General features: G+C 67.2%; 18 protein-coding genes. 9 read left to right on the top strand and 9 right to left on the bottom strand.

Annotation, left to right across the window (positions count from 1 at the left end; all coding sequences use genetic code 11):
* Positions 1–24: 24 nt before the first annotated feature.
* Positions 25–957, bottom strand: coding sequence for an aldo/keto reductase (locus tag ON40_RS29100; RefSeq protein WP_040828081.1), 933 nt, complete (start codon positions 955–957; stop codon positions 25–27).
* A 123-nt stretch (positions 958–1,080) separates the two neighbouring features.
* On the opposite strand from ON40_RS29100, the gene ON40_RS29095 reads away from it, so the two are divergent.
* The gene (locus tag ON40_RS29095; protein ID WP_040828080.1) at positions 1,081–1,944 is read left to right on the top strand and encodes a P1 family peptidase; all 864 of its coding nucleotides are present in this window, start codon (positions 1,081–1,083) and stop codon (positions 1,942–1,944) included.
* A gap of 34 nt (positions 1,945–1,978) precedes the next feature.
* On the opposite strand, the gene ON40_RS29090 is transcribed toward ON40_RS29095, so the two are convergent.
* Positions 1,979–2,590 carry a TetR/AcrR family transcriptional regulator gene (locus ON40_RS29090; RefSeq protein WP_040828079.1) on the bottom strand — a complete coding sequence of 204 codons (612 nt, stop codon included), beginning with the start codon at positions 2,588–2,590 and terminating at the stop codon, positions 1,979–1,981.
* A gap of 97 nt (positions 2,591–2,687) precedes the next feature.
* On the opposite strand from ON40_RS29090, the gene ON40_RS29085 reads away from it, so the two are divergent.
* From ON40_RS29085 to fadD11, 6 genes are all read left to right on the top strand, one after another.
* Positions 2,688–3,569 (top strand): metal-dependent hydrolase, encoded by an 882-nt coding sequence (locus tag ON40_RS29085; protein WP_040828101.1) that lies wholly within the window; start codon positions 2,688–2,690, stop codon positions 3,567–3,569.
* Positions 3,566–4,630 (top strand): PDR/VanB family oxidoreductase, encoded by a 1,065-nt coding sequence (locus tag ON40_RS29080; RefSeq protein WP_040828078.1) that lies wholly within the window; start codon positions 3,566–3,568, stop codon positions 4,628–4,630. Before ON40_RS29085 ends, ON40_RS29080 begins: the two co-directional genes overlap by 4 nt.
* Positions 4,631–4,652: 22 nt before the next feature.
* Positions 4,653–5,153 carry an SRPBCC family protein gene (locus ON40_RS29075; protein ID WP_040828077.1) on the top strand — a complete coding sequence of 167 codons (501 nt, stop codon included), beginning with the start codon at positions 4,653–4,655 and terminating at the stop codon, positions 5,151–5,153.
* The gene (locus tag ON40_RS29070) at positions 5,150–6,604 is read left to right on the top strand and encodes a flavin-containing monooxygenase (RefSeq protein WP_040828076.1); all 1,455 of its coding nucleotides are present in this window, start codon (positions 5,150–5,152) and stop codon (positions 6,602–6,604) included. The genes ON40_RS29075 and ON40_RS29070 overlap by 4 nt, the downstream gene beginning before the upstream one ends.
* Positions 6,604–7,491: a short-chain dehydrogenase/reductase gene (locus tag ON40_RS29065; protein WP_040828075.1), complete on the top strand. Its 888-nt coding sequence runs from the start codon at positions 6,604–6,606 to the stop codon at positions 7,489–7,491. The genes ON40_RS29070 and ON40_RS29065 overlap by 1 nt, the downstream gene beginning before the upstream one ends.
* 218 nt (positions 7,492–7,709) lie before the next feature.
* On the top strand, positions 7,710–9,533 hold the full coding sequence (gene fadD11 / locus ON40_RS29060; protein WP_040828074.1) for a fatty acid--CoA ligase FadD11: 1,824 nt from the start codon (positions 7,710–7,712) through the stop codon (positions 9,531–9,533).
* Positions 9,534–9,587: 54 nt separating this feature from the next.
* On the opposite strand, the gene ON40_RS29055 is transcribed toward fadD11, so the two are convergent.
* Together ON40_RS29055 and ON40_RS29050 are read right to left on the bottom strand one after the other, a co-directional pair.
* Positions 9,588–10,478, bottom strand: a complete 891-nt coding sequence (locus ON40_RS29055) for a Sco1979 family transcriptional regulator (RefSeq protein ID WP_040828073.1) — start codon at positions 10,476–10,478, stop codon at positions 9,588–9,590.
* A gap of 360 nt (positions 10,479–10,838) precedes the next feature.
* Positions 10,839–11,726: an alpha/beta hydrolase gene (locus ON40_RS29050; protein WP_051193705.1), complete on the bottom strand. Its 888-nt coding sequence runs from the start codon at positions 11,724–11,726 to the stop codon at positions 10,839–10,841.
* 493 nt (positions 11,727–12,219) lie between these two features.
* Between ON40_RS29050 and ON40_RS29045 the strand changes: the two genes are divergently transcribed.
* Positions 12,220–13,011 carry a hypothetical protein gene (locus ON40_RS29045; protein WP_040828071.1) on the top strand — a complete coding sequence of 264 codons (792 nt, stop codon included), beginning with the start codon at positions 12,220–12,222 and terminating at the stop codon, positions 13,009–13,011.
* Between the two features lie 13 nt (positions 13,012–13,024).
* Here ON40_RS29045 and ON40_RS29040 read toward each other — a convergent pair whose 3' ends face one another.
* From ON40_RS29040 to ON40_RS48420, 4 genes are all read right to left on the bottom strand, one after another.
* Positions 13,025–13,837 carry an SAM-dependent methyltransferase gene (locus ON40_RS29040; RefSeq protein WP_083896022.1) on the bottom strand — a complete coding sequence of 271 codons (813 nt, stop codon included), beginning with the start codon at positions 13,835–13,837 and terminating at the stop codon, positions 13,025–13,027.
* A gap of 181 nt (positions 13,838–14,018) precedes the next feature.
* Positions 14,019–14,228 carry a hypothetical protein gene (locus ON40_RS29035; protein WP_040828069.1) on the bottom strand — a complete coding sequence of 70 codons (210 nt, stop codon included), beginning with the start codon at positions 14,226–14,228 and terminating at the stop codon, positions 14,019–14,021.
* 252 nt (positions 14,229–14,480) lie between these two features.
* Positions 14,481–14,669: a hypothetical protein gene (locus ON40_RS29030; RefSeq protein ID WP_040828068.1), complete on the bottom strand. Its 189-nt coding sequence runs from the start codon at positions 14,667–14,669 to the stop codon at positions 14,481–14,483.
* A 139-nt stretch (positions 14,670–14,808) separates the two neighbouring features.
* On the bottom strand, positions 14,809–17,301 hold the full coding sequence (locus ON40_RS48420; RefSeq protein ID WP_051193703.1) for a 2Fe-2S iron-sulfur cluster-binding protein: 2,493 nt from the start codon (positions 17,299–17,301) through the stop codon (positions 14,809–14,811).
* Positions 17,302–17,456: 155 nt separating this feature from the next.
* On the opposite strand from ON40_RS48420, the gene ON40_RS29020 reads away from it, so the two are divergent.
* Positions 17,457–18,029 (top strand): TetR/AcrR family transcriptional regulator, encoded by a 573-nt coding sequence (locus ON40_RS29020; protein ID WP_040828067.1) that lies wholly within the window; start codon positions 17,457–17,459, stop codon positions 18,027–18,029.
* A gap of 227 nt (positions 18,030–18,256) precedes the next feature.
* On the opposite strand, the gene ON40_RS29015 is transcribed toward ON40_RS29020, so the two are convergent.
* Positions 18,257–19,999, bottom strand: a complete 1,743-nt coding sequence (locus tag ON40_RS29015) for an alpha/beta hydrolase domain-containing protein (protein WP_040828066.1) — start codon at positions 19,997–19,999, stop codon at positions 18,257–18,259.
* Between the last annotated feature and the right edge of the window lie 117 nt (positions 20,000–20,116).

Raw genomic sequence — 20,116 nt, 5'->3', positions numbered from 1 at the left:
GCCGCGCGGCGGGACGGGTCGTCGCTAACCGGCGGCGGTCAGGGTGGCGACTTCCGCTGCGGTGAGGGCGAGTTGGGCCGAAGCCAGCAGTGCCGGAAGCTGCGGCAGGGTACGGGCGCTGGCGATCGGTGCGGTGACGCCTGGGCGGGCGCGGAGCCAGGCCAGGGCGACCGAGGCCACCGGGACGTCGTGAGTGGCGGCGATCTCGTCCAGGGCGGCAAGGACGCGCAGGCCGCGATCGTTCAGGTAGGCGCGGGCGCGCGGGGCCCGGGCGCTGTCGGCGGTGTCGTCGCCGGGGCGGTATTTGCCGGTCAGGAACCCCATGGCCAGGCCGTAGTACGGGAACACGGCGAGGTTCTCGCGGACGCACAATTCGGCGAGTTCGCCCTCGTAGACGTCGCGTTCGAGCAGGTTGTACAGCGGCTGGACGACGGAGTACCGGGTCAGGCCCGCGCGGTCGGCGACGGCCAGGGCCTCGGCCAGGCGCGGGGCGGTGTACTGGGAGGCGCCCAGGGCACGGACCTTGCCCGCGCGGACCAATTCGTCGAATGCGCCGAGGGTTTCGGCCAGCGGGACGGCGGTGTCGTCGGTGTGCGCGTAGTAGATGTCGAGGTGGTCGGTGCCCAGGCGACGCAGCGAATCCTCCACGGCCGCACTGATGTTGTCCGCGTGCAGGCCGGGGCGCTGCGGGGATTTGGCGACCTTGGTGGCGATGAGCATCCGGTCGCGGTTGCCGCGCGCGGCCAGCCATTCGCCCAGGATGGCCTCCGATTCGCCGCCGGAATGTCCGGGCACCCAGGCGCTGTAGGCGTCGGCGGTATCGATCATGGTGCCGCCCGCCTCGGCGAAGGCGTCCAGTACGGCGAACGACTCGTCGCGATCGGCGGTCCAGCCGAACACGTTGCCGCCGAGCACGAGCGGAAGGGTGTCGGGGTCGTTGATCTCGGGAACGGTCATGAATCCACGGTAGCTCCGCCGGCGGTGACGTCGCCGGATGTGCGAACCGGGGTGAATCGGCCGAACACGGGGTGCGCCGTAGTGCGATGATCGCCGGGACGGCGCGAGCGAAGGAAGGTGCACATGACGATCGGAATTCCGGGTATCCGGGTCGGGCACTGGTCCGATCCGGAGGCGCAGACCGGCTGTACCGTGTTGACGTTGCCGGAGCACACCACGGCCTCGTGTGAGGTGCGCGGCGGGGCTCCGGCCAGCCGGGAGCTCGACGCGCTGGCGGTGGACAAGGCCGCGGTCACGATCGACGCGATCGTGCTGACCGGCGGTTCGGCCTTCGGGCTGGCCGCCGCGGACGGGGTGCTGCGTTACCTCGAGGAGCGGGGCCGCGGCGTGCCCACCCCGGTCGGACCGGTGCCCCTGGTGCCGACCATGGCGCTGTTCGATCTCGCCGCGGGGGATCCGACCGCGCGGCCCACTCCCGAGCACGGTTACGCCGCCGCGCAGGCCACCGCCGGCGAGCAGATTCTGCACGGCCGCGTCGGCGCGGGAACCGGTGCGTACACCTCGCAGTGGCGCGCTGCGCAGCGACGTCCCGGCGGAATCGGTTATGCCGAGCGGACTTCGGGCCCGCTGGTGGTGGGTGCGCTGTGCGCGGTGAACGCGTTCGGCGATATCGACGACGGCCGCGCGGAGATATCTCTCGACGCCGTCGAGATCATGGGCGAACCGTTCGAATTCGACACCGCCCGAACGCATACCACCATCGGCGCGGTCCTGACCAACGCGCGCCTGGACAAGACCGGCTGCCTGATCGCCGCGCAGGGCGCACACGACGGCCTGGCCCGCGCGCTCACCCCACCGCACACTCGCTACGACGGCGACGGATTCATCGCCGCGGCAACGGGTTCGGTGGAGGCGCATATCGACACCGTGCGTCTGATGGCCGTCGCGGCCGTCGCCGAAGCGATTCGCTCACTGGCTACGACCTGAACCGGATTCCCCGCGACAGCGGTGAATTCTGAAATCAGCCGACGACGATGGGGACGATGTACTGGCGCGCGAAGGTCTCCAGGTCGTCGGTGGTGTCCAGGGTGACCGTGCCGACGGGTTGCAGGATGAGGGAATGCACTATGCGGCAGGAGATTTCGACGCGGGTGCTCAGGTCGGGGATCTCGGCGAGGCCGCGGTCGCGCAGGGCCTGGCGCAGGATTGCGGTGCTGGCCGTGGAGGCCATGGTGAAGAAGGACGCCCCATCAGTGGTGAGTTGGGGTAGCAGACGATCGGGTTCGAGTGCGATCATGCGCTCGACCAGTGGATGGGTGCGCCAGCGCGTGACGACCGTGACGAAGACCGCGGCGACCACGGATTCGATGGTGTCGTGCTGTGCGGGCAGTTCGCGCAGTTCGGCCAGAACGCTCTGCACCTCCCGTGCGGTCACCGAACGCACCAGATCCTCCCGGGAGCCGATACGCCGATAGACCGTGACCCGATCGACCTCGGCCTGGCGGGCGACGTCCTCGATGGTCGTCTTCTTGACGCCGAGACGTTGGAACTGCACGAGGGCGGCGTCGAGGATGCGCCCCTCGATGGACTCGGTCTTGGGCGCTTCTTTCGAGGTCCGGGAGGCGGTGGGCATACATCGACGCTAGCAGCTCCCGCGTCGATTGCAACAATCTTCCTCGATTTGTGGCTGCAACATTGCAATGCGATTTGTGGTCTTGTACGGTCGGGGCATGGCTGATGACGGTGCGACGTCGCACCCCTACCGGGAAGAAGCGCACGCGATCCACGCACGGGATGTCCACTTCGACTTCTCGTCCGTGCCGATGCACTACATTCCCGGAGAAGTTCTGGCAACCCACGTCACGAATGTGATGCATCTGGTCCTGCCGGAGGGCGAGCGGGCGATGGCCGCCTGCCTGGGCGAGGCGCTGCCGTACATCACGGACGAGCGTTTACGCGAAGAGGTCACCGGATTCATCGGCCAGGAGTCGATGCACGCCAGCAGCCACGAGGGCGCGCGCAACCATCTGCAGTCCATCGGCCTGGATGTCGAGTCCTATGTGTCGAAGGTCGCCTGGCTGGTCGACCGGGTCCTGGGCGATCACGGTCTGGGCGGTCGGGCCAAGGAGCAGTGGCTGCGCGAACGGCTCGGCCTGTTCGCCGGGATGGAGCATTTCACCGCCGTCATCGGCGAATGGCTGCTCGAATCCCAGGTGCTCGAGGAACTGGGCATGCACCCCACGATGCTGGATCTGGTGCGCTGGCACGGCGCGGAGGAGGTCGAGCACCGCAGCGTGGTGTTCGACGCCTATATGCACGTCGACGGCGGATATGCGCGACGGTTCCGCACCGGCCTGCTGGCCAGCGGTCTGCTGCTGCCGCTGTTCATCTTCTCGACCGCGTACCTGTACCGCAGGGATCCGAGCCCGGCCAAGGGCCGGTACTGGCTCCGGCAATTCGCGAGCGCCACTGCGCGAGGGGTGATTCCGAGCTTCACCACGTTCTTCACCGAGATGCCGCGGTATCTGAGTCGCGGCTTCCATCCCTCGCAGCTGGGATCGATGGACAGTGCGCTGCGTTATCTGGCGCACTCCCCGGCGGCTCGCGGATGAGCGGGTCAGGGGCCGAGGCGGTAGCCGAGCGTCCGGGCCGGAGTGTGGACATGTCCATGGTCGCCCTGCGGGCGCTGGGCGTGGTGATGGACGTGTACAAGAAGGTCGTCACCGCACCCGCGGTGTCCCGGCCGAATCCGGTGCGGCGCAGTGGGTTCGACCTCGACGTTCTGGTCGAGTCGGTATGCGACGAAGCCGATGACGTGGTGAGTCTGACACTGATCCGGCCCGGCGGCGAACCGCTGCCGTCGTGGCGTCCCGGATCGCATGTGGACCTGTTCCTGCCCTCGGGGCGGCAGCGGCAGTACTCGCTGTGCGGGAGTCCGCGCGATCGGTTCCGCTATCGAATCGCGGTGCGCCGCATCGCCGATGGCGACGGTGGCTCGCGGGAGGTGCATACGCTGCAGCCCGGTGAGCGGCTGCGGCTGCGCGGTCCGCGCAACGCGTTCACCTTCGTCCAGGCCGCGCCGTCCTATCTGTTCGTGGCCGCGGGGATCGGGATCACGCCGATCCTGCCGATGGCGCATGCGGCCGGATCACGCGGGCGGCTGGTGTATCTGGGCCGGTCCCGGGAGAGTATGCCGTTCCTGGACGAACTGCCCGAGGGTGCGCAGATCCGCACCGACGACGAGCACGGCATCCCGGATATCGCCGCCATCCTGGCCGAGGCCGAACCCGGTGCGGCGGTGTACGTCTGCGGTCCGTCGCCGGTGCTGGAAGCGGCGCAGCGGCGGCTGTTCGAGCTGAATCCCTCGGCATCCCTGCACACCGAACGCTTTTCGCCGCTGCCGGTGCTCGACGGCCGCGAATTCGATGTGACACTGGCGCGTTCGGGCCGCACCGTGCGGGTGGGCGCGCAGGAGACCACACTCGCGGCGATCCAGCGGGTGAAACCCGATGCGCTGTACTCCTGCCGCCAGGGCTTCTGCGGCACCTGCAAGTCCGGTGTGCTCTCCGGCGAGGTCGATCACCGCGACCGCCTGCTCTCCGACGCCGACCGCGCGGACCACATGCTGGTGTGCGTCTCCCGCTGCGACGGCCCCCTCGTACTCGATCTGTAGATCCGAAAGGCTCACGGTCACAATGACTCCACGCTTCACGCTGGCCGCCTCGGACGATTCGTTCCTGGCGACCGCCGTCCGGCGCTACGTGCACACCGTCGACATATCCCGCGACCCGCACGACGTCTGGGACATGCTGACCGCCGACGACGCGTTGGTGTCCTGGTCGGCGGTGATCACCGCCTCGAAGTGGCTCTCGCCCCGGCCCTTCGGCGTCGGCACGACCCGGCTGGTCACCCTCGGCGGCGTCGTCCGGCTCGAGGAGCGGTTCTATCGCTGGGAGGAGGGCGAGCGCATGACGTTCACCGTCGACGCCGCCTCGATTCCCGGCCTGAAGCGGTTCGCCGAGGATCTGGTGCTGCAACCCACACCCGGCGGAACCCGGCTGACCTGGACGTTCGCCCTCGAAGGCAATCCGCTGCTGCAACCGCTGCTGGGTGTGGCGAGTCCGGTGAACAACATCGTGACCCGGACCATCGCGCAGGGCATCACCGGTAAGACACAACAGGAGGCGCGGCGATGAGCACCGAACATCATCGGATCGTCATCCTCGGCGCCGGTTTCGGCGGGATCGGCCTGGCGGTCAAGTTGCGCGAGGCCGGATTCGAGGATCTGGTCCTGCTCGAGCGCGCCGACGATCTGGGCGGCACCTGGCAGGCCAACACCTATCCCGGCTGCGCCTGCGATGTGCCCTCGCAGCTGTACAGCTATTCGTTCGCGCCGAATCCGAACTGGTCGCGCACGTACGGTCAGCAGCGCGAGATCCTCGACTACATCCGTTCGGTGGCAACCGAACACGATGTGGTCCGGCATATCCGGCTCGGCACCGAGTTGCTCGGCGCGCGCTGGGACGAGCAGGCGTCGCTGTGGCGCATCGAGACCTCGCGCGGTGATCTCACCGCCGACTACTTCATCTCCGCCGCAGGAATTTTCGCCGAGGCGAAGTTGCCGTCGGTGCCCGGCCTGGACGACTTCGAGGGCAAGACCTTCCACTCGCTGCACTGGGATCACGATCACGATCTGTCGGGTGAGCGCGTCGCGGTGATCGGCACCGGGGCCTCCGCGGTGCAGTTCGTGCCGGAGATCGCGCCGAAAGTGGCCGAGCTGACGGTCTTCCAGCGTTCCGCGCCGTGGATCGTGCCGCGGATGGATCGCGCCACGCTGGGTTTCGAACGCTTCCTGCTGAAGCGGCTTCCGCTGGCGCAGAAGACCGTTCGCGGCACCTGGTACACCCTGATCGAGAGCTTCGGGCTGGTCGGTTTCGTGGACAACCGGTTCCGGCATCCGTTCGAACTGATGGGCCGGTATCAGCTGCGGCGGCAGATCCGCGATATCGCGTTGCGGCGCAAGGTGACACCGGACTACATCATCGGCTGCAAGCGGGCGATCTTCTCCGACGCCTATCTGCCCGCGCTGGATCGCGACAACGTCGAGGTGGTCACCGACGGCATCGCCGAGGTGCGCGCGCACTCCATCGTGACTCGCGCCGGCGACGAGATTCCGGTGGACACCATCATCTTCGGCACCGGATTCACACCGATCCCGACCGCGTTCGGACGGATCATCGGTCGTGAGGACGTCTCCATCGCGGATCTGTATCACAAACGGCCGCAGACCTATCTGGGCACGAGCGTCGCCGGATTCCCGAATTTCTTCTGCACGCTGGGGCCGTTCGGGGCGGCGGGTAATCAGTCCGCGATCTTCATGATCGAATCGCAGATCGCCTACATCGTGGATGCGCTGTCGACCGTGCGCGAGCGCGGTGCCTCGCGGGTCGAGGTGCGCGCCGAGGTGCAGGAGGCGTTCGTGGAAGAGATGCGTGAGCGCAGTGCGGCCACGGTGTGGCTCACCGGCGGCTGCCAGGGATACTACACCACCCCCGACGGGCAGAACGCGGGCCTGTACCCGAGCTGGAGCTTCGAATACCGCCGTCGCACAAGTAAGTTCGACGCCGATGCCTATGAGGTGGCCTGATGGGACTGCTGCGAACCCTCGGTTTCGGCTCGACCGGTTACGACGTGGCGGGCAAGGTCGCGCTGGTCACCGGTGCGGGCCAGGGGATCGGCCTGGAGCTCGCGCGGATTCTGCACGCGCGCGGGGCGATCGTCGTCGTGGTCGACATCGATGCCGACGCGGCGTTGCGGGTCGTGCGTGAATTGCGCACGCGCGCACTGTCGATCGGCGCGGATGTCGCGGAACGGGCACAGATGGCGGCGGCCGTCGAGCAGGTGATCGAACAGTACGGCCGCCTCGACGTGGTCGTGGCGAACGCCGGTGTGACCCCGGTGCCCTCGACCGTGCGCGCGATGGATCCGGCGGATTTCGACCGGGTGATGAGCATCAACCTCACCGGGGCGTTCAACACCGTGCATCCGGCGCTGGATCACATCGTGCGTTCGCGCGGGCACGTGGTGGTGGTCTCCTCCTGTGCGGCGTTCGCGCCGGGAATGGGCGGGTCGCCGTACATGATCAGCAAGGCAGCGGTCGAGCAGATGGGCCGGGCGTTGCGGGTGGAGCTGTCGGCTTCGGGAGCCAGCGCCGGGGTCGCGTACTTCGGCATCGTCGAAACGGCCATGACGCACGACATGCTCGACGCCGACGACCTGGGCCGCCGCATCGACGGCCTGCTGCCCTGGCCGCTGAACATCCGCATCACCGCCACCCAGGCCGCCCGCACCATCGCCGACGGCATCGCCCGTCGCGCCGCTCGCACCGTGGCTCCAGCGAGTTGGGAGCCCTACGCTCTGTTCCGCGGCGCGATCAACGTCGTCCTGGATGCCAAACTCGCGGCCGATTCGACCGTGCACCAACTCATCCGCGAGATCGAGCAGCGGCGGCAATCGCCGACGGCAGCTGAATGAGCTGCGTGCGCAGGGTATTTCACTGGGTTGCGCGGGCGTATCGACCGGGTACACGGTCGCCGAGGTGACCGACCACGCTGGTGAGTTCGGCTGTCCATTCCTGAAAGGTTTTCCGTACGAGTGAATCCGGTTCCGAACGCTTCCGTTGGTGCTCGCCGTACAGCTGCTCGCGGGATGGGGCCGGTGCGCCCGATCGTCTGTCTCCGAAAGGTATTCGCGTGAGCGCATCTCGCTTCGACACGCTTCCCGAGGCGTTCCAGTACACCGCCGCCCGCGCGCCGGAGGCGGTGGCGTTGCGCACGCCCGGGGACGGGCAGATGCTGACCTGGGGTGAATATGCCCGGCGGGTTCGGGTGTTGGCTGCCGGGCTGGCCGGGATCGGAGTCCGGCCGGGGGACACCGTCGCGTTGATGATGTCGAATCGGCTGGAGTTCTATCCGCTGGAGGTCGCCGCGCAGCATCTGGGGGCGACGTCGTTCTCGGTGTACAACACGCTCCCGCCGGCGCAGTCGGCGCACGTGCTGGGGAATGCCGGTGTGCGCGTGGTGATCTGCGAGCCGCAGTACGTGGATCGGTTGCGGGACGCCGAGGTCGGGCTCGAACACATCGTGTGCCTGGACCAGGTCGTCGAGGGGACGCTGTCGATCGACGAGTTGATCGCCTCGGGCGCAGCCGGTTTCGATTTCGAGGCGGCCTGGCGGGCGGTGCGCGCCGAGGATGTGGCGACGCTGATCTACACCTCCGGTACCACCGGCAACCCCAAGGGCGTGGAGACCACGCACGCGAACATCCTGTTCCAGGTCTACGGGATCGCCGAGGTGCTCGGCATCGAATTCGGCGACACCATCACCTCGTTCATGCCCAGTGCGCACATCGCCGATCGGCTCACCGGTCTGTACGTGCAGGAGGTGCTGGGTACCCAGGTCACCTGCGTGTCCGACCCCAAACTGATCGCTCCCGCGCTGGCGGATCTGCATCCGACCATCTGGGGTGCGGTGCCGCGGGTGTGGGAAAAGCTGAAGGCGGCAATCGAATTCAAGGTCGCGGGCGAGCCGGACGAGCAGCGTCGCGCGGCGATGGAGTGGGCGTTGTCGGTCGCGCAGCGGCGCAGCGCGTTTCAGCTGGCCGGTGAGCCGGTACCCGATGACGTCGCCGCCGAATGGGCGCGCGCGGACGAGTTGGTGTTGCGCGGACTGCGTGCGGCGCTCGGGCTGGACCGGGTGCGCTGGGCGATGTCGGGCGCCGCGCCGATTCCGCCCGGCACGTTGGGTTTCTTCGCCGGTCTCGGCATTCCGGTGACCGAGATCTGGGGTATGTCGGAGCTGTCCTGCATCTGCAGTGTGAGCCATCCGCGCGACGCCCGGCTCGGTACGGTCGGCCGGCTGCTGCCCGGAATGCAGGCGCGTCAGTCCGCCGACGGCGAGTTGCAGGTGCGCGGACCGCTGGTCATGAAGGGCTATCGCGGCCTCGAACAGCAGACGGCCGAGGCCATCGATGCCGAGGGCTGGCTGTCCACCGGCGATATCGTCAGCATCGATGCGGACGGCTATCTCGCCGTGGTGGACCGCAAGAAGGAATTGATCATCAACGCTGCGGGCAAGAACATGTCACCGGCGGTCATCGAGAACACCATCAAGGCCGGTGCTCCCCTGATCGGCGCGATCGCCACCATCGGCGAGGGCCGCCCGTACAACACCGCGCTCATCGTCCTGGACGCCGAGGCCGCCGAATCCTATGCGCGCCAACATGACCTGCCCGACGCCTCCGCTGCCGCCCTGGCTACCGACCCGTCCGTCGCGCACGCGATCCGCACCGCGGTCGCCGCGGGCAACGACCGCCTGTCCCGGGTGGAACAGATCAAACGCTTCCGCATCCTGCCCGTCTTCTGGGAAGCAGGTGGCGAGGAAATCACCCTCACCATGAAACTCGAGCGCCGAGTGGTCACCGAGAAGTACGCCACCGACATCGAAGCGCTCTACACCGCGACCCTGTCTCCGAATGTGCACGAGCCCGCCGCAGCGCCCGCCCTCGCACCGAGCTGACTTGCCATGTCATCGAGATCGGTTTGCGTGCAGGGGTATTCGCCCGAGATGAGTTCAGGCGAGGTCTGCCGCGGCGGCGCGCAGGAGTTCCTGGGACTGCCCGGGTGGGTCGGCCTGGATGCTGAGGCGGTCCATCACCTCGCGGTAGAGCTCGAGGTCGTCGGGACGGTCGAGATAGAGGGCGCTGGCCATCTGCTCGAGGTAGACGACGTCCGGGATCTCCTGCTCGTTGAACCGCAGGATGGTGAACGAGCCGCCGACCGCGGCGTGACCACCGGCGCGGTAGGGCAGGACCTGAATGGTGACGTTGGTGCGGTGCGACATCTGCTCGAGATAGATGAGCTGCTCGCGCAGCACCTCGCGGCCGCCGACCGGACGATGCAGCACCGATTCGTCCAGGACCGCCCACAGCGTCGGGCCGTCGTGCAGGTCCAGGATCTGCTGACGTCGGCGCCGCAGCTCCACCCGACGGTCGACCTCCCGTTCGCCGTGCGCGAGCGAGACGACCGCGCGGGCGTAGGCGTCGGTCTGCAGCAGACCCGGAACCAGTTGTCCCTCATAGGTTCTGATCGATTTCGCATCGCCCTCGAGGCCGAGATAGTTCTCGAACCAGGACGGCAGCAGATCGCTGTAACCGTGCCACCAGCCCTGCTCGTTGGCCATGGCGACCAGGCGCAGGAAGGATTCCCGCTGGGTCGGATCGGTGACGCCGTAGAGGCTCAGCAGATCGTTGACGTCGCGGATCTTGTAACCCGTGCGGCCGAGTTCGAGTCGGCTGATCTTGGCGTGCGAACCACGGATGTGCTCACCGGCGGCCTGCGGGGTGATCTTGCGGGCCTCGCGTAGCTTGCGCAACTGACCGCCGACCATGATGCGCAATGCTGTGGGGCCGCGCTGCTCCAAAGGAGTGGTGACGAGGTCGATCCGGGCCTGCTCTGCCGTCATGAGGCTGTCTCCGCTGTTCTCCGATCACTGGCACACACCGCATCGGTACATGCGCAAGTGCGTGCCGTCATCACCGCACCCGCTCATGGTAACGCCGAAACGGGCGAAAAACCGAGTGCGACGAGGAGAATATCCGACGTTTTGCTGTGACCCTGAGTAACTGTTGCATCGAATCCCCTCGGCATTCCCCTTGCGTCGACGACCATACCGGCCCGGCCCAGGTCGGCGCCAATGCCGCAGGACCGACGGCGTGCCCGCCCGGCGGACGGCGCTCCGTCGCAGCGGATCTGCTGGAGTATTGCCCAATACTCGTGGGGGCGTTGATTTTCGACTTCTCAGCGGTGGGTGGATTCCCGAATATCAGTGTCCAACGGTCGAATTCAGCCAGTTCAGGACCGCGGCGTGGTATGCCCCGGTGTTGCGCGCGAGGTTCACCGAATGACCGCTGCCGGGCAGCACGAAGGTCTGCAACTTCGCCGCGGGAGCGAAGTACGGCGCCTCCTCGGCATGCAGCGTCGCGGCGGACGCGCACACGGAATAGCCCGCGCCGCAGGACAATCGGTCCAGGCTGCCGTCGACGATGAGCACCGGGACGTCGATCAGGCCGGACATGCCGGGCAGCGTCGACATCAGGCCGTCCGGGTACTCCGTGAGTGAGAAGATCTCCTTGGTCTTCTCGTCCTGCGCCACCACGGCGGGGTCGGCGTCGCCCGGGGCGAAGAAGTCGTGCATGCGGGTGCCGGGGCGACTGGTCAGGTATCCGCTGTCCAAGCCGCGGCCGGCGAATATCGGGTCGTTCACGGCGCGGTGGTAGGTCGCGATCACGCCGAGGGTCTCGGGGATGTTCAGCGCGTGCGAATATCCGGTCAGTACCACGCCATCCACGTCGTGATAGGAGCTGGCTTCCATTACTGATGTGCCCGAGGTCAGTGAATGGCCGACGGTGACCACCTTGGCGTAGGGGGCGGCCCCGGCCAGGCCGTGCCGCAGGCCCTGAACGATGCCGTGCAGCGCCTGTGCGGTGTCGTTGGCGGTGAGCGACAGCGCGGGCGGGTGAGTGCTCGCGCCGTTGCCGAGTCGGTCGACCACGAGTGTTGCGTAGCCGGCCCGGTTCATCGCTTCGCGGAAGTTGTAGATCTGCGGCTGATAAGCGAAATCCCAGTAGGTGCCGTTGTAATTGGAGCCCGACATCAGCACCATGACGGTACTCGCGGGCTTGCCTGCGGGGGTGCAGAGAGTCGCGGCCAAGTGGCCCTTGGTTACCGGGACAGGAAAGGATCGACAGGCTCCCGATCCGGACTCGGCGTGGGCCAGACCTGCTGTCAAGCAGGACAAGAGGATTGCAGCGAATAATGCCAGTGTCCGCACCGAGGCTCGCACGCGACGCGCTCCCTGTCGTGAAATACGAGGAGCGCGAGGGAGCGTCCTCGTGAATTGATCGGTTCGAGTGGATTGATCAGGGAGGCTATAGCGCCGCGCAACGACGCGCAACAATTCCGGAGAACTATCGGCAACCAGCTCGACCGAAATGGAAAATCCTGTCCGGCAGTATGTTTCGCCCTACATGTCGGAATGTCTGCCGGAATCGGCGAGTCGCTGAGAGGTCGTTGTGCACGACGGATCAGGCGATTCGATTCGCTGCGAGCGCATGATTCGGCCCTGAGTGGTGGATAGCCTTGCGTCGCTGCTGGACAGACGTCCGAACGGGCGAATTGGACACGATTGCCGTCAGGATGCGGACATGGCTGACAGAGCCGTGCACCTGGTTGGTAGTTTCCCGGCCGAGAGCACCGAAGAAGCGATGCGCGCAATGCTGGCGGGGACCGGTGGACGCCTGCGTACGTTGCCGACCGGCGAGGTTCGGCGGCACGAGTTGTACATTCTGCCCATCATCGAGGACCTGGTGAATCAGGGCGTGCTCGAGGCCAAGCGGCCGATGCTGTCCGGCGCAGGTCACCGGACCGTTCACCGACTTGCGCGTGATGTCGAGTCACCCAGTAGCACAATGGATCTGGGTACCTACGGGAGGCCGAGGAGGCGCTGCCGATCTTCGGGGAGTTGTGCGGTTCGGCCGAGTCGCGGAATCGCCGCGCTGGCCGCGGCCGCGCCGGAGGGAACTCGCTTCGGTGTGCATCTGTGCCTGGGCAGCAAGGGAAATCGGACCCGCGCGGTCCCGCGCAGCGCCCGACCGCTTGTTGATCTCGCCAATGCCGTCGCCCGGCACTGGCCTTCAGGGCGCACGCTGGAATTCGTGCACGGACCGCTGTCCGGGGTGAGCCATCCACCCTCGGATGATCCCGGATTCTATGCGCCTCTGGCCGATCTGGCCCTTCCCGTGGGAACCGCGTTCTACGCGGGGTTCGTGCACGAGAGTCCGGACGAGGACCAGCAGATGCGGACGCTGCACATGATCGAGCAGGCGTTGGGACGGCCGGTGAACGCAGTAGCGAGCCCGTGCGGTTCGGGCCGCGATTCTCGCGAACTGGCCGAGGTGCACATGGCGCGTGCTTGTGCGCTGGCCGTAGCGGAGTGATCCGGATTCCGAATTACCCGTGGTCGCCCGGCCCCTCGGGCTTGTGCCCGACACCGGCCAGAATTACCAGCCGCGTGGGCGGCAGGTTGTCGGCCAGCCACTCCTGTACCGTCACGATCCCCGGATCGAGTATGTCGAAGCCGTCGAACAGCTTCGCCACCTCGGATTTCGATCGGAAGACGAACTGCGCGGTGCTGCCCTTGGTATCGCTCGCAGTCTGGTTGACGAACGTGTCGTCGGTCTCGGTGGATCCATGGGTGAAGGCCACGTAACTACCCGGCGCCATCACCTCGGAGAATCGCGCGAGGATTTCGGCCGGGCGTTCATGGTCCATGATGAAGTGCAGGACTCCGACGATCAGCAGGGCAACCGGCTGATCGAAATCGATGCCGGCCTCGGTGCGCAGGCGCGCAATGAGATCCGAGGGTTCGCGGAAGTCCGCGTGCATCGGCGTCACGCCGGTCTGGCCCGCCGTTATGGCGTTGGCGTGCACACAGACGACCGGATCATAATCGACGGAGGCCACGCGCACTGCGGGGTCGATCTCGGCGACTGTTTCGTACACACTGGGCGAGGTCGGGATGCCCGCACCGATATCGATGAACTGCCGCACACCGCCCTCGGCTGCCAATCGCGCTGCGCCGGTGAGGAATTTGCGGCTGAACCAGGCCAGCGTCCGATTCTCCGGAGCGACCTCCAACATCCGCTTCGCAACGGCGCGGTCCGCGCTGTAGTTGTCCTTGCCCCCCAGCAGATAGTCGTACACACGGGCGGCATTGGGTTTCGCCGGGTCGATCCCCTCGGGTGCTGGCCTGTCGCCTGACACCACACCTCCTGACATCGTGACCAGATCAACGATATGTCTACCCCAGCATTGCCGGACCGAGAGACCTGTCTGTGTCGTCATGGGGTTCCGGCCAGCGCCTGAAAGTGCACGAAATCGGCCGAATTCCAGCAGAACCCAAGAATTCGGCGCTGTCGAGCGCGCACCGGATCTCGACGGATGCTCAGGGGAATCCGTACCATTCCCAGAGGAAATCGTCGGGTCGGCCGATGAGCAGATCGGGGCGCGAGCCGCGGTACGCCGGGCGGGCGCCGGGCAGATTCGGCGCGGTGCCGATCGCGATGGCGGCTACCTCGCTACCGAGCTCACGCAGGAGTTTCTCCTCCGCGCGAATCACGGACAGTAGATCGGCGAGGCGCTGTGTATTCGGCATTCGGGAGCCTGGGGCGGGTGCGGCGTGCTGCATGTGGCAGGTGACTCCTGGCTGGAGAGATGCGCGGGGTGCGGTTGAGGCGCGGAGCACGCTCGCGTCAACACCGGCGATGAGCGTGCTGTTGGGTATGGTGTCACATTCCCGCGAGGTTTGCGAAAATTGTACCCGTGCAAGAACATTCGAAAACGCATCTGCACAACCATTGTGGCGCCGGAATATTGCCGACCCTGGGAAAAGCCTGCTGACCGGGGGTTACACCGCCCAGAGTTCCTCGTGTGGCAGGTCGGCCAGACCGGTGCGGAGATTGTCGTCGATGGATACGTCGACGCCGTGTCGGCTCAACTCGGCGGCCACCCGGTGTGCCACCGATCTCTCGGCACGGTAGTCCAGCACCGCTCCCCCGAGTGGGAATCGCAACTGCAGATGAACCTTTTTCGCCATATCGCCGGTACCGCTGAATCCCTTGGGGCGCAACCTGACACGTACTTACTGAAGATCCACAGTGTAACAGCGGATGCAAGTACATATGCAAGACCTCCCGCGCAAAAGGCGGCCGAATGCGGTCCGGGTCACTCCGGGCTCAACGACCGAATCGCAGCGTGACCGCGGCGGATTCGGGCACGCTTCGGCAGGTCAGCACCGCTCCGTCGGCGAGTTCGGCCGCGGTGAGCGCCGTATCCGGGTCCTCGTCCATCCGTACCGTGCCGGATCGCACTGTGGCGATGCAGGTTCCGCACGATCCGCCGAGACAGGAGTAGGGCAGGTCCTCGCGATGCGTGAGCGCGGCGTCGAGGATGTGGTCGCCCTGGGGCATGGTGAACACCAGATCCTCGCCGTGGCCGGTGAGGGTGACCGTGCACGGCGGCCGATTCGGCTGCGGGGCGGTCGGTTCGGGCTCGCGGGTCCGGAAACGCTCCGTATATATGCGCGACGCAGCGATATCGCTTCCCAGGAGTTCCGTACGAGCGGCCGAGAGCAGGGAGTCGGGTCCGCACAGGTACCAGTGGTCCGCGTCGAGGCCGGGCAGTTCGCGAATGTCCATGCGGCCGTGGCGGTAATCGATGCCGGGGGTGGTCGGCGGAAGCGGTGTACCGGTTTGGCGGGACAGGTGGTGGACGATCCGTAATCGTCCGGGAAACCGGGCGGTCAGTGTGCTGAGCAGGTCGCCGAGCATGATCGCGGTGCTGTCGCGGCTGGCGTAGTACAGGGTGAAGCGGCTGTGTGGATCGTTCGCCAGGACGGCGGCGGCGATCGCGGCGATCGGGGTGATCCCGCTGCCCGCCGCGACGGCGGCATGGTGCTCGGCCGCGGCCGGGGCGGTGTGCGCGGTGAATGCGCCCCCCGGTTCGCCGACGTGCAGAACCGTTCCCGCGGTGAGGCGTTCGAGTGCGTATTCGGAGAACAGGCCGCCGTCCTGCCGCTTCACCGCGATGCGCAACCGGCCCGCATCGGGTGCGTCGCACAGCGAGTAGCTGCGCCGGATCGGCTGCCCGTCAGCGGTGCCGCGAATGACGACGTGCTGTCCGGCGATGTACCCGAACCGGTCCGCGAGCCGATCGGGAACCTCGAATTCGATCAGCACGCTGTCGCCGGTGTCGCGTTCGACCGCGCGGACCGGGAGCGGGTGGAATCCGTGTGCGGGAGTCAGCGGGATCGGGCCGAATCCCGTGGCGCGCACCGGACGTCCGGATGTCGCGACCTCGCGCAGCAGATTCAGGCCGACCACGCCTGCGTTCGCGGCGATCCGGGTCAGCAGGGGAGGCTGGGCCACCGCCAGTGGACGGTCGAGCAGGCCCGCGATGCGTGAGATCTGTTGTCCCACAGTCGCATCTCGTGCGCCGATGGCCATCGCCGTGCGCGCGCCCAGGCCCAGCAGTTGGATCGGGATCTGGCCCTTGGCGTCGACGTGCGGCATCGCGAGGTCGAACAGGCGGGTGATCAGCCAGGGATCATCGATGACCCGGGCCGCGGCGCGGAAGAACCTGCGTGCCAGATCGTGATCGCCATCGGCGAGCACATTGCGCAGCTGCATCGCCTGGAGTGCCGAGACCGACATGCCTTGTCCGAACGCCGGACTGAAGCTGCACACCGCGTCACCGAGCACGAGCAGTCCGTCCGGGAAGCGGGAGAGGCGTTCGTAGCGACGGCGCTGATTGGCCGGATAGCGGTAGGTGCTGATGCCGGTCAGCGATTCGGCCGACAGCAGTGCCTGGGCGACGTCCGGCGGTGCGACCGAGGAGGCGAATCGCCAGAACCCGTCCTGGTCGGTCGGGGGATGGTCCGCGCCATAGCCGATCAGGGTCAGGATGTGCCGACCATCCTCGACGGCGAACAGGGCCAGGCCGCGTGCGGGATCCTGGTTCGCGACGACGATCTCCTTGTCGCCGCGCAGGTGTGCGGCCGCATGATCCGGCAGCCGGATGTAGCGGCTGGCGTACATCATGTCGATGCGTACGCCCTCCTCGGCGGGCCGCGGATAGTCGATTGCGGTGAGCCAGTCGATGATCGGGCCGTGTCTGCCCAGGCAGCCCACCACCAGATCGGCGAATATCTCGTTCGGGTCGTCGCTGTTCTCCGATTGCGCCAGAACTCCGGTGACGCGGGTTCGCGCGGGGTCGGTCAGCAGGTTCAGTGCGGTGCAGCGGTCCTGGACCTCGACATTGGGTAGGGCTCGGACACGTTGTCGCACACGCCATTCCAAGAGCGGGCGGCTGGCCTGCAACAGGGAGTATCCGGCGTCGGATTGCGAGAGCGTGTATCCGGCGATGCTCATCCGCATCTCGGTCAGCGAGCGGCATTGCACCGCGCCGTCGGCGAGAAGCTCGGCGGTGATGCCCGGAAACAGTTCGGCCAGAATGCGTTCGCCGCGCGCGAGCAGGGCGTGCACATGCCGGCCCTGCGGCACTCCACGGCGGTCGCCGGGCCCGGCGAGATCGTCGCGCTCGAGCACGGTCACCGAGGCGAAGCTCTCGCTCAACACCCGCGCGGTGAGCAGTCCGGCCATGCTCGCGCCCAGCACCACGGCATGTCCGCGTCGCGTATTCGCCGGATCGGCCTGTCCGCGTGCGGTCATCGGTGTCCTCCGGCGTCGTCGTGGCGCAGCCGGAGTGTGCGAGACCTCCGGTTACTGATACTGAATCGGAGAATAGTCTCAGTTAGTTGGTTGTCGCAACCATTGTCTGCCGGTTCGCGCACGGCCGGGCACGGCGTGCAGGTAGAAAAATAGGCATGACCTCACCGACTCGATCCTCGGAGGCGCTGCACGACGCGGCGCTCGAGTTGATCGCCGAGAGCGGTCTGGGCGCTCTGACCATCGGCGGCGTCGCGGAACGCGCGGGAGTTTCCCGTGCCACGGCCTACCGCGAGTTCGGCGACAAAGACGGCCTGATCGCTGCCATCGGTCGCGGCGAGGTGGTCAAGATGATCACCGCCGCCTACACCGAACTGGACCTGTTCGCCCCGCCCGGCCGAATCGTCCACGCCGTCACGCTTTTCGCGCTCGGCTACCTGCGCAAGCACGCCGCGTTCGGGTACATCCGCAATCACGAGCCGGACTGGCTGATCAACGTCGCCATCGCGCACGGCAGATCCGAACTCAATCTGGTCGAGACCGTCGCCGCCCTGGCCGCCCCCTTGATCGCCGCCCGCGCCGACGCCGCCCTGGCCCTGACCCCCGTCCAGGCCGCCGAGGTCGTGGTCCGCATCGTCCTGTCCCACGTCCTGCTCGCGCACAGCAACCTGACCGACGAACAGGTCGCCGACACCGCCACTCGGGCGGTTGTTCTCGCTGTCGAGGAGTGACCGTATCGACTGATACGGATCAACTATTTCGTTTCACCAACGGGCTCCGAAAAGTGTCGCCGGGCGCAGCGTCGGAGATATGGCTCGAGCAAGGTTGCGCCCATCGCGGCCGGACCTCGTGCCGACCGAAGCGTATTCCGGTCGGGATGCGCGGTGGGTGATGGTAGGGAACACACCGCACGTTGTAATCCGTAATAGTCAAGGGGTGCGGGCGATTCCGGTGTGAGTCAGGTGAGGTCGGTCGCCTGGGCGACGGCCTGGTCGAGGTCTTCCGGGAGCAGGAAGCGGTGGTCGATCAGGGATCGGGCGGCGGCTCGGATCGCGGCGATGTCGGGGGTGGCGGGAGGCTCGGAAGTGAGGCGGCTGCCGAGCATTTCGTAGAGGACGTCGGGTAGGCCGTCGACGTGGGCGCGGGGGTTCCAGCCGGTGTAGGCGGTTGTTCCGGCGGAGAGGTCGGGGAGGCGGATACCGGCCAGCTCGTTGCCGTTCTCGTCGACAGTCGAGACGAGGGCGATGAGTGGATCACCCAGTGCGAGAGGTAGATCCGTGCTGTCGGAGTCGATGACCGGGGTCCAGGGGAGGTGTTGCGGATCGGGGAGAGCGGCGGCGGGGAACCTCGCGCGGATCTGCTCGAGGACCCGTTCGCGGGTGGTGGCGGTGCCGTCCGCACGGCGGGGAACCTGGCTCGGTTCGGGCTCGCGGCCCTGGCAGACCCACTGTTCGAGCTGGATGAACAATGCGCGCAGGACGAGTGCGGGGTCCAGTGCGTGTGCCGGATTGGCAAGGGGCATGAACTTTTTGATCTCGGGAGCCGGGCCGATGTGGTCGGTGCCGGAGATCAGGTGGGCGCGGGCGTCGGGGTCCTCGGGCAGGTCCTCGCCGGTTTCGGGGTTCTGGTGCAGCAGTGCGGCATCCCCGCGCCAGTACTCCCAGGCGCTGTTGACGAACATGATCTTCGGAGTGCCGCCGATGGCGCGTTGGCGTGTCAGCAGCGCCGCGGTGTCCAGGGGCGCGCCGTAGGCGGGGGTCAGGGGTGTGGTCAGGCTCGGTTGTGCGAATCGCTGATTGAATTCGCCGCGCCGCGCGCTGGCGATCTGACTGAACATGCCGTCGAAAACCCGCGCACCGGATTCGTCGACGTTGAGACCGTCGAACAGCATCTGGCGCAGCAGGCGTCCACATTGCGAAACGCCGTGCGCGAAAACGAATTCGTGCTCGCCGTGCAGATGAGCGCCGAAGTCGCGCAGGGCCAGCAGTCCGCTCCCGGCGACGGGCGCGAACGCCGATCGGTAGATCAGCCGGTAGATGTGGAAGGCGCGGAAACCGCCGTCGACCGCGAAGGTGGTCGGTCCGGTGAACCGCCATGCCGACCGGGGCACGGTCTGCGGAGCGGCCATGGGCGAGGTGCGGACGGTCAGCACGGCGTCCGGATCGTGCACGTCGACGGTCGGATATTCGGTGAAGCTCAGCAGCGCCACGTTGTCGCTCAGGGGATGTTCGGCCTGGTCGGCATCGGGCCGGAACTCGACTCGCAGCCGGCCGGGCTCGACCTCGGCGACCGGTGCGTTCAGCCCCACCGCACCCCATTCCCGGCGGATGTCCCACTGCCAGCCACACCACGCGATGGTCCAGCCACGCCGGAGCAGGAAAGCATCGCCCGCGGCCGGTGCGGCGGTCGGATCGAAGGACAGCGGGGCGGGTTGTGCATTGCACGGAAGCCCCAGGGCCATACCGCGATTCGGCACCGCGAGCAGGGCGCGGCCGTTGCCGCCGGTCTTCGGGCGCAGTATCCGGACGTCCGCGTCGAACCGGACGCGGCCGTCGTCGGCGCGTGGGGCCCGGTCGAGGTCGACGATCCGGGCGTTGGCTGCCGCTGCCGGATCGACGGCGAATTCCGCAGTGGCCGTTACCCATTCGTACGGGAAGTCCCCGTACGGCTCGGACGTGTGGACGGTCAGGGTTTCGAGCACGCTGCTCCCTCGTTGGCTGTCGTCGTGGCATCCGCTCGGGTGGGCCGGTTTCGGCGTGACAACCGCGAGTTCGGCACGGGCGGGGGAACCTGTCGACCTCGGTCGCGCTCGCAGGCT

Origin of the sequence: Nocardia jiangxiensis NBRC 101359 (genome assembly GCF_000308615.1) — a bacterium.
GTDB classification, from domain to species: domain Bacteria; phylum Actinomycetota; class Actinomycetes; order Mycobacteriales; family Mycobacteriaceae; genus Nocardia; species Nocardia jiangxiensis.
This window is presented reverse-complemented; position numbering and strand designations above follow the sequence as displayed.

What these genes read in the sequence shown, in the direction of transcription:
- ON40_RS29100 (WP_040828081.1), bottom strand. Translation starts at nt 957, where the DNA reads ATGACCGTTCCCGAGATCAACGACCCCGACACCCTTCCGCTCGTGCTC.
- ON40_RS29095 (WP_040828080.1), top strand. Translation starts at nt 1,081, where the DNA reads ATGACGATCGGAATTCCGGGTATCCGGGTCGGGCACTGGTCCGATCCG.
- ON40_RS29090 (WP_040828079.1), bottom strand. Translation starts at nt 2,590, where the DNA reads ATGCCCACCGCCTCCCGGACCTCGAAAGAAGCGCCCAAGACCGAGTCC.
- ON40_RS29085 (WP_040828101.1), top strand. Translation starts at nt 2,688, where the DNA reads ATGGCTGATGACGGTGCGACGTCGCACCCCTACCGGGAAGAAGCGCAC.
- ON40_RS29080 (WP_040828078.1), top strand. Translation starts at nt 3,566, where the DNA reads ATGAGCGGGTCAGGGGCCGAGGCGGTAGCCGAGCGTCCGGGCCGGAGT.
- ON40_RS29075 (WP_040828077.1), top strand. Translation starts at nt 4,653, where the DNA reads ATGACTCCACGCTTCACGCTGGCCGCCTCGGACGATTCGTTCCTGGCG.
- ON40_RS29070 (WP_040828076.1), top strand. Translation starts at nt 5,150, where the DNA reads ATGAGCACCGAACATCATCGGATCGTCATCCTCGGCGCCGGTTTCGGC.
- ON40_RS29065 (WP_040828075.1), top strand. Translation starts at nt 6,604, where the DNA reads ATGGGACTGCTGCGAACCCTCGGTTTCGGCTCGACCGGTTACGACGTG.
- ON40_RS29055 (WP_040828073.1), bottom strand. Translation starts at nt 10,478, where the DNA reads ATGACGGCAGAGCAGGCCCGGATCGACCTCGTCACCACTCCTTTGGAG.
- ON40_RS29045 (WP_040828071.1), top strand. Translation starts at nt 12,220, where the DNA reads ATGGCTGACAGAGCCGTGCACCTGGTTGGTAGTTTCCCGGCCGAGAGC.
- ON40_RS29035 (WP_040828069.1), bottom strand. Translation starts at nt 14,228, where the DNA reads ATGCCGAATACACAGCGCCTCGCCGATCTACTGTCCGTGATTCGCGCG.
- ON40_RS29030 (WP_040828068.1), bottom strand. Translation starts at nt 14,669, where the DNA reads ATGGCGAAAAAGGTTCATCTGCAGTTGCGATTCCCACTCGGGGGAGCG.
- ON40_RS48420 (WP_051193703.1), bottom strand. Translation starts at nt 17,301, where the DNA reads ATGACCGCACGCGGACAGGCCGATCCGGCGAATACGCGACGCGGACAT.
- ON40_RS29020 (WP_040828067.1), top strand. Translation starts at nt 17,457, where the DNA reads ATGACCTCACCGACTCGATCCTCGGAGGCGCTGCACGACGCGGCGCTC.